This window comes from Pseudomonas guangdongensis (assembly GCF_900105885.1).
GTDB classification, from domain to species: Bacteria; Pseudomonadota; Gammaproteobacteria; order Pseudomonadales; family Pseudomonadaceae; genus Geopseudomonas; species Geopseudomonas guangdongensis.
This window is the reverse complement of the sequence record NZ_LT629780.1, coordinates 668,258-681,631: the sequence shown is the minus strand read 5'-3', so window position 1 is coordinate 681,631 and position 13,374 is coordinate 668,258. Positions and strand designations below refer to the sequence as shown.

Sequence of the window (13,374 nt, the reverse complement as noted above, 5' to 3'; positions counted from 1 at the left end):
CTGCGCGTTCGCCGCGCTGCGGGGACTCGCGGCTCAGCCCTTGCGCGCGCGCAGGATGACGAACTTGGGCGTGGCGCCGACCTGGCTGACCTCGCGGAACAGCCGCTTGAGCTTGGCGTGGTAGCCGAGGTGGCGGTTGCCGACGATCCACAGCTCGCCGCCATGGGCCAGCGCCGCGTGGGCCTGCTGGAACATGCGCCAGGCGAGGAAGTCGCCGACCACCTGCTGCTGGTGGAACGGCGGGTTGCACAGCACCAGATCCAACGAGGCCGGCGGCTGGCCGGCCAGGCCGTCGGCGGCGCGCACCTCCACCGGCCGCTCGCCGAGGGCGGCGCGCCAGTTCGCGGCGGCCGACTGCACTGCCATGAACGACTCGTCCACCAAGGTGTATTCGGCCTCGGGGTTGGCCAGTGCGCTGACGATGCCCAGCACGCCGTTGCCGCAGCCCAGGTCGGCGACCCGCGCGCGGCCGAGGCCGCGCGGCAGGTGCGGGAGGAAGGCGCGGGTGCCGATGTCCAGCCCTTCGCGGCAGAACAGGTTGGCGTGGTTGAGCAATTCGAGGCGCGGATCGTCCAGGCGGTAGCGGCTCGGGTAGGGCGAGCGCGGCGCCGGGCGCGCCTCGGGGCTGCACAGCAAGAGGCGCGCCTTCTTCACCGCCAGCGAGGCCTGCACCGGGCCGACATACTGCTCCAGCAGGTCGCCGGCGGCGCGCGGCAGGTGCTTGACCATCGCGGCGGCCACCACCTGGGCGCCGGGGGCGAGCTGGCCGTGCAGGCGGGTCAGTTGCTCCTCCAGCAGCGCCAGGGTCTTGGGCACGCGGATCAGCACCACGTCGAAGGGCCCCTGCGGCGTCTCGCTGGCCGACACGAAGCGCACCGCCGCCGGCGCCAGGCCGTTGCGGGCGAGGTTCTTGTGCAGCGCCAGGGCGCCGAGGAAGGAGTCGCCGCTGCTGGTCACCTCGGCGTGGCCGGCCAGCGCGCAGGCCAGGGCGCCGAAGCCGTCGTTGAGCAGCAGCACGCGGCGCCCGGCGCCCAGGCCCTGTTCGTGCAGGTGGGCGAGCAGGTACTCGTCGGCGGCGTCGAAGGCCTGCAGCGGGTCGTGGCGCTGCTCGGGCTGGCGCAGCAGGTCGAGTTGGGCGAAGGGGGAGATGAACAGGGACATGGGCGGGTGATTTGCGCTATATGAAGGAGGCCTGCCGCGCCGGCGGCAGTCTAAGGAGGCGAGTATGACGGTCAGCGAGGAGAAGTTCACCCGCCAGCGCGTGCTGGAGGTCTGGCGCTGGTCGCCGAGCCTGTTCAGCCTGCGCTGCACGCGCGATCCGGGCTTTCGGTTCCGCGCCGGGCAGTTCGCCCGCCTCGGCGTGCGCAAGCCCAGCGGCTGCATCGTCTGGCGCGCCTACTCGATGGTTTCGGCGCCCCATGACGAACTGCTCGAATTCTTCTCCATCGAGGTGCCGGACGGCGAGTTCACCAGCGAGCTGAAGCGTCTCGGTCCCGGCGACGAGTTGCTGGTGGAGCGCCAGGCCTACGGTTACCTGACCCTCGACCGCTTCCCCGACGGCCGCGACCTGTGGCTGCTGGCCAGCGGCACCGGGGTGGCGCCGTTCCTGTCGATCCTCCAGGACCTGGAGGTCTGGCAGCGCTTCGAGCGCATCGTGCTGGCCTACAGCGCGCGCAGCGGCGCCGAGCTGGCCTATCAGCCGCTGATCGCCGAGCTGGCGCGGCGCGACTGGCTGGAGGGGGTGGCGGACAAGCTGGTCTACCTGCCGGTGGTGACCCGCGAGGCGCTGCCGGGCTGCCTGCACGCGCGGCTCACCGCGCTGCTCGACAGCGGCGAGCTGGAGCGCGCCGCTGGCCTGGCGATCAGTCCCGAGCACTCGCGGCTGATGCTCTGCGGCAACCCGGAGATGGTCGAGGCGCTGCATGCTCGCCTCAGGGCGCGCGGCCTGCAGCTCAGCCTCAGCCGCCGGCCGGGGCAGCTGGCGGTGGAGAACTACTGGTAGCCGGGGTCACCGATCGCGCTGCTGGGCCTTGAGCAGGTCGCGGATCTCGGTCAGCAGCTCCTGATCCTTGGTCGGCGCCGGCGGGGCGGCCGGAGCGGCTTCCTCCTCGCGCTTGAGGCGGTTGATCACCTTGATGCCCATGAAGATGGCGAAGGCGATGATCACGAAGTCAATGATCGACTGGATGAACTTGCCGTAGGCCAGCACCACGGCCGGCAGGTCGCCCTCGGCGGCCTTGAGGGTGATCGCCAGGTCGGTGAAGTCGACCCCGCCGATCAGCACGCCCAGCGGCGGCATGATCACGTCGCCGACCAGCGAGGAGACGATCTTGCCGAAGGCGGCGCCGATGATGATGCCGACCGCCATGTCGATCATGTTGCCCTTGACGGCGAAGGCTTTGAACTCGCTGAGCAGACTCATGGGGAAAACTCCTGTGGGGTGCTGGAATGGCAGTCTAGGCCATCCGCCGGGTGCGCGGACCTTGTGCGCCGGCTCAGGCTTGCGGATAGCGGATCTCGGGCAGGGCCTGGAAGGCCGGCTTGGCGAACAGGTAACCCTGGAATAGCTCGACGCCCATGCCGCGCAGGGTGTCCAGTTCCGCCACGGTTTCCACCCCTTCGGCGATCACCTGGATGTTCAGGCGCCGGCAGATCCCCAGCACGCCGTCGACCAGCACCTGGCGCACGCTGTCGCGGTCGATATCGCGGATCAGCGCCATGTCCAGCTTGAGCAGGTCCGGCTGGAAGTCGGCGAGCAGGTTGAGCCCGGCGTAGCCGGCGCCGAAGTCGTCGATGGCGGTGCGGAAGCCCTGCTTGCGGTAGGCACGCAGGATGCCGATCAGGTGGTCGAGGTCGAGGACCTGCTCCTGCTCGGTGACCTCGAAGATGATCCGCTCCAGCGGGAAGTTGTAGCGCCGTGCGGCCTCCAGGGTCGCGCGGATGCAGGTTTCCGCGCGGTAGACCGCGTTGGGCATGAAGTTGATCGACAGCAGGGCCGGCACGGCCAGCTGTGCGCCCCATTCCACTGCCTTGATCCGGCACTGCTGGTCGAAGTGGTAGCGGTTCTCGTCGTCGAGCTGCTCCAGCAGGCTGCCGGCGCTGCTGCCGTCAGCGCCGCGCACCAGTGCCTCGTGGGCGAAGACCTGGCGCCTGGGCAGGTCGATGATCGGCTGGAAGGCCATGCTCAGTGGCTGGGCGAAACCGGGACCGCCTTGGCAGGCGCGGCAGGGAGGCAGATTTTCGGACATGGTGGATGACTCGAAAGGGAGATAGGGCACGAAAGCAGGTTTTGCGCGCGTTGTCATCCGCTGGCGGGCGCGCAGCGCCCTGCTTCGAGGGTACCTGTTTGATTGTACAAGGAATTTTCCAGCGCAGCGGGAGCCGTTGGCAAGCCTGTCACGGCGCCCCCGGCAAGGCCCGTCGCTCCGCTATCATGGGGCCTGTTTCCCAGCGACGGAGTTGTCATGGCCAAGGCCAAGCGCATGTATGGCTGCAGCGAGTGCGGCGCCACCTTCCCCAAATGGGCCGGCCAGTGCGGCGAGTGCGGAGCCTGGAACACCCTGGTGGAAACCGTGCTGGAAGGCACGGCGACGCCATCCGGGCGCGGTGGCTGGGCCGGCCAGCAGGCCAACGTGAAGACCCTCGCCGAGGTCAGCGTCGAGGAGACGCCGCGCTTCTCCACCGCCTCCAGCGAGCTGGATCGCGTGCTCGGCGGTGGCCTGGTCGACGGCTCGGTGGTGCTGATCGGCGGCGACCCGGGCATCGGCAAGTCGACCATTCTGCTGCAGACCCTGTGCCGCATCGCCGAGCGCATGCCGGCGCTGTACGTCACCGGCGAGGAGTCGCAGCAGCAGGTGGCGATGCGCGCGCGGCGCCTCGGTCTGCCCGAGGACAAGCTCAAGGTGATGACCGAGACCAACATCGAGTCGATCATCGCCACCGCACGCCAGGAGAAACCGCGGGTGATGGTGATCGACTCGATCCAGACCATCTTCACCGAGCAGCTGCAGTCGGCGCCGGGCGGCGTCGCCCAGGTGCGCGAGAGCGCGGCGCTGCTGGTGCGTTTCGCCAAGCAGAGCGGCACGGCGATCTTCCTGGTCGGCCACGTCACCAAGGAGGGCGCGCTGGCCGGCCCCAGGGTGCTCGAGCACATGGTCGACACCGTGCTGTATTTCGAGGGCGAGTCGGACGGTCGCCTGCGCCTGCTGCGCGCGGTGAAGAACCGCTTCGGCGCGGTCAACGAGCTGGGCGTGTTCGCCATGACCGACCGCGGCCTCAAGGAGGTCAGCAACCCCTCGGCGATCTTTCTCACCCGCGCCCAGGAGGAAGTGCCGGGCAGCGTGGTGATGGCCACCTGGGAGGGCTCGCGGCCGATGCTGGTAGAGGTGCAGGCGCTGGTCGACACCAGCCATCTGGCCAACCCGCGCCGCGTGACCCTGGGGCTCGACCAGAACCGTCTGGCCATGCTGCTGGCCGTGCTGCACCGCCACGGCAGCATCCCCACCTACGACCAGGACGTGTTCCTCAACGTGGTCGGCGGGGTCAAGGTGCTGGAAACCGCCTCGGATCTGGCGCTGATGGCCGCGGTGATCTCCAGCCTGCGCAACAAGCCGCTGCCGCACGACCTCTTGGTGTTCGGCGAGATCGGCCTGTCCGGCGAGATCCGCCCGGTGCCCAGCGGTCAGGAGCGTTTGAAGGAGGCCGCCAAGCACGGTTTCAAGCGCGCCATCGTGCCCAAGGGCAACGCACCCAAGGAGGCGCCGCCCGGTCTTGCGGTGGTGGCGGTGACGCGCCTGGAGCAGGCGCTGGATGCGCTGTTCGAGTGAGGCAGGGACTCAGCCCTGCACCAGCGCACCCAGCTCGCGTTCGAGCAGTTCGCTGCTGCCCAGGTTCAGCTCGATCAGCCGGCGCAGGTGGGTGATCGAGTCTAGGTCGATCTCCCGGCACTGCAGGCCGAGCAGGCCATCCTTCTGGTGGGCGAGGGTCACCAGCATGCGCACCTCGACTTCCGCGCCGAGGCGCAGGCAGGCCTGCAGCGGCGCGGCGTCCGCCGCCGGCCACGATTCCGGGCGGCTGACCAGCAGGCCCTTGAGGGACAGGTCGTGCAGGCGCACGGTCCAGCACGCCTGATCCTGGCGCAGCTCGACCTCGGCCTCGAAGGGGATGCGCTGGAAGCGCCGGCGCTCGTGGGATGGGGCGGACATGGGAGGTACTCCTGCTGCAATCTTGTTTTAACTATAAGCCAAGTCGCCGCGCCGCCCGGCAGGCAAAAAGAAACCCGGCCGGAGCCGGGTTTCGGGGGCGCAGCGCGGGTGCTTAGTTGCCGTACACCGGCAGCTTGGCGCAGACGGCCTTGACCTTCTCGCGCACGGCGTCGATCACCGACTCGTCGCCCATGTTCTGCAGGATGTCGCAGATCCAGCCGGCCAGCTCGCGGCACTCGGCTTCCTTGAAGCCGCGGGTGGTCACCGCCGGGGTGCCGATGCGCAGGCCGGAGGTGACGAAGGGCGAACGCGGGTCGTTCGGCACGGCGTTCTTGTTGACGGTGATGAAGGCGCGGCCGAGGGCGGCGTCCGCGTCCTTGCCGGTGATGTCCTGCTTGATCAGCGACAGCAGGAACAGGTGGTTCTGGGTGCCGCCGGAAACCACGTCGAAGCCGCGCTCGACGAACACTTCGGCCATCGCCTGGGCGTTCTTCACCACCTGCTGCTGGTAGGCCTTGAACTCGTCGCTCAGGGCTTCCTTGAAGCACACGGCCTTGGCGGCGATCACGTGCATCAGCGGGCCGCCCTGGCCGCCCGGGAACACGGCAGAGTTGAGCTTCTTCTCGATCTCTTCGTTGGCCTTGGCCAGGATCAGGCCGCCGCGCGGGCCGCGCAGGGTCTTGTGGGTGGTGGTGGTGACCACGTCGGCGAACGGCACCGGGTTCGGGTACACGCCGGCGGCGACCAGGCCGGCCACGTGGGCCATGTCGACGAACAGGTAGGCACCGACCTTATCGGCGATTTCGCGGAAGCGGGCGAAGTCCAGCACCTGCGAGTAGGCGGAGAAGCCGGCGATGATCATCTTCGGCTGGTGCTCGACGGCCAGACGCTCGACCTCGTCGTAGTCGATCAGGCCGGTTTCCGGGTTCAGGCCGTACTGCACGGCGTTGTAGATCTTGCCGGAGAAGTTGACGCTGGCGCCGTGGGTCAGGTGACCGCCGTGGGCCAGGCTCATGCCGAGGATGGTGTCGCCCGGCTTGACCAGCGCCTGGAACACCGCGGCGTTGGCCTGCGAGCCGGCGTGCGGCTGGACGTTGGCGTAGTCGGCGCCGAACAGCTGCTTGGCACGGTCGATGGCCAGCTGCTCGACGATGTCGACGTATTCGCAACCGCCGTAGTAGCGCTTGTGCGGGTAGCCTTCGGCGTACTTGTTGGTCAGCACGCTGCCCTGGGCTTCCATCACCGCCGGGCTGGTGTAGTTTTCAGAGGCGATCAGCTCGATGTGCTCTTCCTGGCGCTGGGCTTCTTGCTCCATGGCGGCAAACAGGTCGGCATCATAGCGGGCGAGGGTCAAATCACGGCTGAACATGGCGGTCCTCAGGGGAGCTGGGCAGAAGGGAGTTCAAGGGACGCATTCTAACCCAATGCCGGCGCGCTGGCACATGAATGCCGATCAAGCGCGGGACGAGCGCCGCTCATCGTCCACCCGTGCCCCGCAGGCCGCGCCCGCCGGGCCGCTGGTTTGCCCTTGGCGCGGCATTTCGGGTAGCTTTGCGCCACCCTCGCAAGGCCCGGCCGGCGCGGAGTTTCGCTGCCGCCTTGCCCATCACCGTCGTCAACCATTCAGGTCTGTCATGGCTCAATACGTTTTCACCATGCATCGGCTCGGCAAGGTCGTGCCGCCGAAGCGTCAGATTCTCAAGGACATCTCCCTGTCGTTCTTCCCCGGCGCCAAGATCGGCGTGCTCGGCCTGAACGGCGCGGGCAAGTCGACCCTGCTGCGCATCATGGCCGGCGTGGATACCGAGTTCGAAGGCGAAGCCCGGCCGATGCCGGGGATCAAGATCGGCTACCTGCCCCAGGAGCCGCAGCTCGACCCGGAAAAGACCGTGCGCGAGATCGTCGAGGAGGCGGTGGGCGAAATCAAGGAAGCCCAGGCGCGCCTCGACGCGGTGTACGCCGCCTACGCCGAGCCGGACGCCGACTTCGACGCGCTGGCCGCCGAGCAGGCCAAGCTCGAAGCCATCCTGCAGGCCGCCGACGGCCACAACCTGGAGCGCCAGCTGGAAGTCGCCGCTGACGCCCTGCGCCTGCCGGCCTGGGATGCGCGCATCGAGCACCTCTCCGGCGGCGAGAAGCGCCGCGTGGCGCTGTGCCGCCTGCTGCTGTCGGCCCCCGACATGTTGCTGCTGGACGAGCCGACCAACCACCTGGACGCCGATTCGGTGGCCTGGCTGGAGCGCTTCCTCCACGACTTCCCCGGCACCGTGGTGGCGATCACCCACGACCGCTACTTCCTCGACAACGTCGCCGGCTGGATCCTCGAGCTGGACCGCGGCCAGGGCATCCCCTTCGAGGGCAACTACTCGCAGTGGCTGGAATCCAAGGCCGCCCGTCTGGCCCAGGAAGCCAAGGCCGAGGCCTCCCACGCCAAGGCGATGAAGGCCGAGCTGGAGTGGGTGCGCCAGGGCGCCAAGGCGCGCCAGGCCAAGTCCAAGGCGCGCCTGCAGCGCTTCGAGGAAATGCAGTCGCAGGAATTCCAGAAGCGTAGCGAGACCAACGAGATCTACATCCCGGCCGGTCCCCGCCTGGGCGACAAGGTCATCGAGTTCAACGGCGTGTGCAAGGGCTACGGCGAGCGCGTGCTGATCGACAACCTGACCTTCAGCGTGCCCAAGGGCGCCATCGTCGGCGTGATCGGCGGCAACGGCGCGGGCAAGTCGACCCTGTTCCGTATGATCCTCGGCAAGGAACAGCCCGATGCCGGCAGCATCGACATCGGCGAGACCGTGCAGATCGCCAGCGTCGACCAGAGCCGCGAGCACCTCGACGGCAGCAAGACCGTCTGGGAGCAGGTTTCCGACGGCTTCGACATGATCAAGGTCGGCAACTACGAGGTGCCCTCGCGCGGCTACGTCGGGCGCTTCAACTTCAAGGGCGGCGACCAGCAGAAGTTCGTCAAGGACCTCTCCGGCGGTGAGCGCGGCCGCCTGCACCTGGCGCTGACCCTCAAGCAGGGCGGCAACGTGCTGCTACTCGACGAACCGTCCAACGACCTCGACGTGGAAACCCTGCGCGCCCTCGAAGAGGCGCTGCTCGACTTCCCCGGCGCGGCCATCGTGATCTCCCACGACCGCTGGTTCCTCGACCGCATCGCCACCCACATCCTCTCCTACGAGGACGACGGCCAGGTGTACTTCTTCGAAGGCAACTACACCGAGTTCGAGGCCGACCGCAAGAAGCGCCTCGGCGACGCGGCCGCCCAGCCGCACCGGGTGCGCTACAAGAAGCTGGCCTGACTGCCGCGGGCGAGCGTGCCCGCACCCGCAGGATGAAAAAAGCCCCGCGCCGCAAGGCCGGGGCTTTTTGTTGGGCGGACGGTTCAGGCCAGTTGGAGGATCTCGCCGGGGACTGTTGCCAGCGCGAAGACCTCGACGCGGTTGCGTCCGCCGCGCTTGGCGACATACAGCGCCTCGTCGGCGTGGCTGGCTAGGGCGTTGGCGTCCGGTTCGTCGTGCAGTTCGGCTATCCCGCAGCTGAAGGTGCAGCGCAGGTCCTGGGGCTGCGCCGGGTAGACGATCTCGGCGAAGCGCTCGCGGATGCGGTTGATCACCATGGCCGCGGTCGGCCCGTCGGTGTCGGGCAGCACCACGGCGAACTCCTCGCCGCCGTAGCGGCCGATGTGGTCGGTCTTGCGCAGGCGCTGCTTGAGGAACAGCGCCAGGCTCTTGATCACCCGGTCGCCCATCGGGTGGCCGTAGCCGTCGTTGACCCGCTTGAAGTGGTCGATGTCGAGCATCGCGAAGCTTAGCGGCTTCTGCTCGCGGCGGGCGCGCAGGCGGGCATCGTCGAGCAGCTGGAGGATGTGGGTGTGGTTGTACAGTCCGGTCAGGCTGTCGCGCACCATGCGCGCCTTGAGATTGCGCGCGCGGGCGGCGCGGTTGCGCACGGTGGCGATCAGGTGGCGCGGCTCGACCGGCTTGGTGAGGAAGTCGTCGCCGCCCTCGCTCATCGCCCCGAGCTGCTTGTCGACGTCGTCCTCGGCGGACAGGTAGATGATCGGCACGCTGACGTAGCGTTCGTTGTGGCGGATCACCTGGGCCAGTTCGGTGCCCAGGCACTCGGGCATGTACATGTCGAGGATGATCAGGTCGGGCTGGAAGTCGTTAAGTTCGGCCAGCGCGCGGATCGGGTCGGTGAGGGTGCGGGTGACGATCCCGGCGCCGTTGAGGGTGCGCTCGGTGAAGGTGGCCTGGGCGCGCGAGTCGTCGACGATCAGCACCTTGTAAGGGTCGCACTGCACGGTGTCGGTGAGTTCTTCGAGGCGCTCGATCAGCGCCGCGGCGTCCAGGCTGGCGCAGAAGAAGTCGCGCCCGCCGGCGCGTACCGCCGCCAGGCGGGTGAGGGTGTCGGCTTCGCGCTCGCTGAAGAACAGCGCCGGCAGCTTGTGGGCCAGTCCCTGCTGGCATTCGACCACCAGGCGCAGGCCCAGGCCGGGGCCGTAGAAGTCCACTTCCATGACGATGGCCGCCGGGTAGCGCTGCTGCATGGCCTGGCGGAAGGCCTCGGGGCTGTCGCAGATCAGGCAGGACAGGCCGAAGAATTCCAGCTGGCGGGCCAGCCGCTCGCTGCGCTCGGGGTCCTGCAGTGCCAGGTAGATCGGCTTGCGCAAGGGCGGCAGGATGCCGGCCTCGAAGCGGTCGCCCTGGCGCAGGCCGGTGTGCGACAGGCGCTGCATCAGGCTGTTCAGTTCGCTGAGCTGCAGGCTGCCGGGACGACCGCGGTTGGCATGGATCGCCTGCAGGCACTGGTCGATGGCGGCGGCCAGCTCGGCATGGGCCGGCTGCTCGAAGCGCTGGGCGTACTGGCCGAGGCGCTGGCAGGCGTGCACCAGCTCGGCGGTATCGGCCGGATTCCAGGCGCTGCGCTGCAGGCGCTGCCAGACTTCCAGGACGTGGCGGGCCTGATGCACGACGCGCTGGGCGAAGTGCTGCTTCAGGCGGTCGCGGTTGGGGTCTTCGTATCCGGTCATGATCCCGCTTCTTGTTGAGGCCGGGCAGCGGCGGCAATTCCCTGTCCGTGCGGCCAATCCATTGATTCGCAAACGATCGTCGACTGTAGCCGATGCCAGGTTACCGGCCTGCAACGGAATCGGCAGTTTTGCGCAGAGATACGCCGGCAGTCTGGCGCGATCCGCATGGCTGGCCGTTGACCGGCATCAGTGCCGCGCGCCGATCGTCGGCCACACTGGACTTATCGACCCGTTACCGAGGAGTTGCCGTGATGAACACCATCGATCCGCGTCAGGCCCTGGATGCCCTGGCCGCCGAGTATGCCCGCCGTGCCGAGGCGATCCGCCGCGATCTGGGCCGCAGCCATTCGCCGAGCTTTGCCGAGCAGGCGGTGCAGCGGCAGAACGACGACGTGTTGCGCGCCCTGCTGGCCGAGGCCGAGGACGGCCTGCGCCAGGTGGAGCGGGCGCGCGAGCGTCTGGCGGCGGGGCGCTACGGCGAATGTGTTGGCTGCGGCGAGCCGGTGGGCGCAGCGCGCCTGGCGGCCTTGCCGGCGGCCGAGCTGTGCATGAACTGCGCCTCGCGCCCGGCGCATTGAGCGGCTGCGTCTGCCGCCTCGGGGCCTTGTCGCGGGGCGGATTGCGGCGAGTTCATGGCACGGCCGGTGGTGCGCATTTTTCTGGCACTAAAGCCGTCAATAAAATATCTGTCGCGCGCAACCGCTCTGGCATGCACCTTATATCTAATAAAGTTTCTCGTTCCCCTGCCGATAGACTCGGCATAACAACAATATCGATATGGAAGTGGTCGGCAGGTCGGCATGAGCGGCCTGCGCATGGCCCGTGCTGGCCAACCTGGGGGAATGATGAATCCGACTGTTCATGGTCGTGATCGGCTTGATGGGCTGAGTGAGGGACAACGGCAGGCTCGTACCTTGCTGCAGGGGGCGCTGTTCGAGGCGGCGGCCGATGGGATCATCGGCATCGACCGACAGGGTCTCGTGTTGTTGTTCAATCCGGCGGCCGAGCGCCTGTTCGGCTACAGCGCCGCCGAGGTGCTCGGGCGCAATGTGGCGATGCTGATGCCTGAGCGCCAGGCCGGGCGCCACGATGCGCAGATCGCCGCTTACCTGCACGGCGAGGGTGCGCAGGCGGTGGGCGGCGGGCGGGATGTCGAGGGCCGCCGCAAGAATGGCGAGCTGTTCTCCATGCACCTGTCGCTGGGCCGCGTCGACCTGCCCGGCGGGCCGGCGTTCGTCGGCATCTGCCACGATCTCGGCCATTACAAGCAGGCCCTGCGTCGCCTGCACCACCTGGAGCGGCGCTACCGCGACATCCTCGACAGCGAGACCGAGCTGATCGTGCGTCTGGATGCCGGGTTACGGGTGATCCTGAGCAACCCGGCGCTGGCGCGCTTTCTTGGCGAGAGCGAGGAGCGTCTGCTCGGCCGGCGCCTGCTGGAGTTCGTCCATCCCGCCGACCGCCTGCGGCTGCGCCGCGCGTTTCGCGCGCTGTGCGGGGAGGGCGGCGGTCGCCAGCTGCAGGCGCGCATGCAGAGCGTCGAGCGCGAGCCGCGCTGGATCGAGTGGCGGGTGCGCGCGCTGGTGGGCGAGGGCGGCCAGCGCGAGTTCCAGTGCTTCGGGCTGGATGTCAGCGATCATGTCGAGGCGCGCGAGCAGGCCCAGTACCTGGCCAGCCACGACCGTCTGACCGGCCTGCACAATCGCGCCAGCCTCGCCGAACGGATGGAGGAGCTGCTGGCCCGCGGCGGCGAGTTCGCCCTGCTGCACATCAACCTGGACCGCTTCAAGCTGATCAACGAGTCCCTCGGCCATGGCGCCGGCGATCAGGTGCTCAAGGTCGCGGCGGCGCGCATCGGCGGCCTGACCAGCGGCCGGGCGCTGGCGGCACGGCTGGGCGCCGACGAGTTCGCGGTGCTGGTGGAGTGTGCGTCGGTCGGCGCCCAGACCCAGCTGAACGGCCTGGGACAGCAGATCCTGGCCATGCTGAGCGAGCCCTACGTGACCTCGGTGGGGGCCTTCAACCTCACCGCCAGCCTGGGCATCTGCTGCGCGCCGCTGCACGGCGACCGCCATGAGCAGCTGCTGCAGCGCGCCGAAACGGCGATGCAGATCGCCCGCACCCGCGGGCGCAACGAGCTGGTGTGCTTCACCCCGGAGCTGGAGCAGCAGCTGCCCTCCGCCGAGCTGGAGCTGGAGCTGCGCCGGGCGCTGGCCGAGGACGGCTTCGAACTGTACTTCCAGCCCAAGTACTTCCTCGCCGACGGCGCCCTGCAGGGCATGGAAGTGCTGCTGCGCTGGTTCCATCCCGAGTGGGGCGCGGTGTCGCCGGCCAGCTTCATCCCGGTCGCCGAGGCCCACGGCCTGGCCCGGCCGCTGGGCGAGTGGGTGCTGCGCCGCACCTGCGCGCAGATTCGCAGCTGGCAGGCCCAGGGGCTGCAGGTGCCGGTGCTGGCGGTCAACCTGTCGGCCCGCCAGTTCGAGGGCCAGGCCCTGCACGAACAGCTGCTGGCGATTCTCGCCGACTACGGCGTGGCGCCGGCGCAGATCGAGCTGGAAATCACCGAGGACGCCGCGCTGAGCAACACCGAAGAACTGCTGGGGCTGCTCAACCAGTTGCGCGCCGAAGGCTTCAGCATCGCCATCGATGACTTCGGCACCGGCTATTCCTCGCTCAGCTACCTGACCCACCTGCCGGCCAGCACCCTGAAGATCGACCGTGCCTTCATCAACCGCATCAAGGAAGATACCCGCCGCGACTCGGTGGTCGAGGCGGTGATCGGCCTCGGCCACCTGCTCGGCATGCTGGTGGTCGCCGAGGGGGTGGAGAACGAGGTACAGGTGGAGTTCCTGCGCGGCGCCGGTTGCGACGTGGTGCAGGGCTTCCACTTCGCCCGGCCGATGGACGCCGCCCGCGCCGGCGCCGTGCTGCAGGCGGTGCGCCAACCGGCGCCGGTCACGGAGCCCTGATCCCGACTCGCCACGCCGACGCGCAGATACCTGGTGCTCCGGCGTGGCGTTACCGATGTGCCGCTGGAGTCGGGAGGCGCCGACAGTGGCGCAGCGACGTGCGGCGCTCGCGCTATCGCCGCCGCTCTCGCGACAATATATTAATCCGGCAATACAATAGGGCATAATC

11 protein-coding genes are annotated in these 13,374 nt (G+C 68.6%); 5 read left to right on the top strand and 6 right to left on the bottom strand.

What is annotated here, in order from left to right; all coding sequences use genetic code 11:
• Positions 1-33: 33 nt before the first annotated feature.
• Positions 34-1,161 (bottom strand): methyltransferase, encoded by a 1,128-nt coding sequence (locus BLU22_RS03265; protein WP_090212089.1) that lies wholly within the window; start codon positions 1,159-1,161, stop codon positions 34-36.
• A gap of 64 nt (positions 1,162-1,225) precedes the next feature.
• Here BLU22_RS03265 and BLU22_RS03260 point away from each other — a divergent pair, with 64 nt between their 5' ends.
• Positions 1,226-2,002 carry a ferredoxin--NADP reductase gene (locus tag BLU22_RS03260; RefSeq protein ID WP_090212087.1) on the top strand — a complete coding sequence of 259 codons (777 nt, stop codon included), beginning with the start codon at positions 1,226-1,228 and terminating at the stop codon, positions 2,000-2,002.
• A 6-nt stretch (positions 2,003-2,008) separates the two neighbouring features.
• Here the strand turns inward: BLU22_RS03260 and mscL are convergent, their stop codons facing one another.
• Both mscL and BLU22_RS03250 read right to left on the bottom strand, forming a co-directional pair.
• Positions 2,009-2,422: a large-conductance mechanosensitive channel protein MscL gene (gene mscL, locus BLU22_RS03255; protein ID WP_090212086.1), complete on the bottom strand. Its 414-nt coding sequence runs from the start codon at positions 2,420-2,422 to the stop codon at positions 2,009-2,011.
• A 73-nt stretch (positions 2,423-2,495) separates the two neighbouring features.
• Complete coding sequence (locus BLU22_RS03250; RefSeq protein WP_197676766.1) at positions 2,496-3,248, bottom strand: EAL domain-containing protein; 753 nt, start codon at positions 3,246-3,248, stop codon at positions 2,496-2,498.
• Positions 3,249-3,464: 216 nt separating this feature from the next.
• Here BLU22_RS03250 and radA point away from each other — a divergent pair, with 216 nt between their 5' ends.
• The gene (radA, locus tag BLU22_RS03245; protein ID WP_090212084.1) at positions 3,465-4,826 is read left to right on the top strand and encodes a DNA repair protein RadA; all 1,362 of its coding nucleotides are present in this window, start codon (positions 3,465-3,467) and stop codon (positions 4,824-4,826) included.
• Positions 4,827-4,835: 9 nt separating this feature from the next.
• Here radA and BLU22_RS03240 read toward each other — a convergent pair whose 3' ends face one another.
• A complete protein-coding gene (locus BLU22_RS03240) occupies positions 4,836-5,204 on the bottom strand; it encodes a PilZ domain-containing protein (protein WP_090212082.1) in 369 nt (122 codons plus the stop codon).
• Positions 5,205-5,316: 112 nt separating this feature from the next.
• A complete protein-coding gene (gene glyA / locus BLU22_RS03235; RefSeq protein ID WP_090212080.1) occupies positions 5,317-6,573 on the bottom strand; it encodes a serine hydroxymethyltransferase in 1,257 nt (418 codons plus the stop codon).
• A gap of 265 nt (positions 6,574-6,838) precedes the next feature.
• Between glyA and ettA the strand changes: the two genes are divergently transcribed.
• Positions 6,839-8,503, top strand: coding sequence for an energy-dependent translational throttle protein EttA (ettA, locus tag BLU22_RS03230; protein WP_090212079.1), 1,665 nt, complete (start codon positions 6,839-6,841; stop codon positions 8,501-8,503).
• An 83-nt stretch (positions 8,504-8,586) separates the two neighbouring features.
• Here ettA and BLU22_RS03225 read toward each other — a convergent pair whose 3' ends face one another.
• A complete protein-coding gene (locus BLU22_RS03225) occupies positions 8,587-10,236 on the bottom strand; it encodes a response regulator (protein ID WP_090212077.1) in 1,650 nt (549 codons plus the stop codon).
• Between the two features lie 251 nt (positions 10,237-10,487).
• Here BLU22_RS03225 and BLU22_RS03220 point away from each other — a divergent pair, with 251 nt between their 5' ends.
• The gene (locus tag BLU22_RS03220) at positions 10,488-10,814 is read left to right on the top strand and encodes a TraR/DksA C4-type zinc finger protein (RefSeq protein WP_090212075.1); all 327 of its coding nucleotides are present in this window, start codon (positions 10,488-10,490) and stop codon (positions 10,812-10,814) included.
• Between the two features lie 336 nt (positions 10,815-11,150).
• Positions 11,151-13,205: a putative bifunctional diguanylate cyclase/phosphodiesterase gene (locus BLU22_RS03215; protein WP_162274131.1), complete on the top strand. Its 2,055-nt coding sequence runs from the start codon at positions 11,151-11,153 to the stop codon at positions 13,203-13,205.
• Positions 13,206-13,374 lie beyond the last annotated feature (169 nt).

What these genes read in the sequence shown, in the direction of transcription:
- BLU22_RS03240 (WP_090212082.1), bottom strand. Translation starts at nt 5,204, where the DNA reads ATGTCCGCCCCATCCCACGAGCGCCGGCGCTTCCAGCGCATCCCCTTC.
- ettA (WP_090212079.1), top strand. Translation starts at nt 6,839, where the DNA reads ATGGCTCAATACGTTTTCACCATGCATCGGCTCGGCAAGGTCGTGCCG.
- BLU22_RS03265 (WP_090212089.1), bottom strand. Translation starts at nt 1,161, where the DNA reads ATGTCCCTGTTCATCTCCCCCTTCGCCCAACTCGACCTGCTGCGCCAG.
- glyA (WP_090212080.1), bottom strand. Translation starts at nt 6,573, where the DNA reads ATGTTCAGCCGTGATTTGACCCTCGCCCGCTATGATGCCGACCTGTTT.
- BLU22_RS03225 (WP_090212077.1), bottom strand. Translation starts at nt 10,236, where the DNA reads ATGACCGGATACGAAGACCCCAACCGCGACCGCCTGAAGCAGCACTTC.
- BLU22_RS03250 (WP_197676766.1), bottom strand. Translation starts at nt 3,248, where the DNA reads ATGTCCGAAAATCTGCCTCCCTGCCGCGCCTGCCAAGGCGGTCCCGGT.
- BLU22_RS03260 (WP_090212087.1), top strand. Translation starts at nt 1,226, where the DNA reads ATGACGGTCAGCGAGGAGAAGTTCACCCGCCAGCGCGTGCTGGAGGTC.
- BLU22_RS03220 (WP_090212075.1), top strand. Translation starts at nt 10,488, where the DNA reads ATGAACACCATCGATCCGCGTCAGGCCCTGGATGCCCTGGCCGCCGAG.
- radA (WP_090212084.1), top strand. Translation starts at nt 3,465, where the DNA reads ATGGCCAAGGCCAAGCGCATGTATGGCTGCAGCGAGTGCGGCGCCACC.
- mscL (WP_090212086.1), bottom strand. Translation starts at nt 2,422, where the DNA reads ATGAGTCTGCTCAGCGAGTTCAAAGCCTTCGCCGTCAAGGGCAACATG.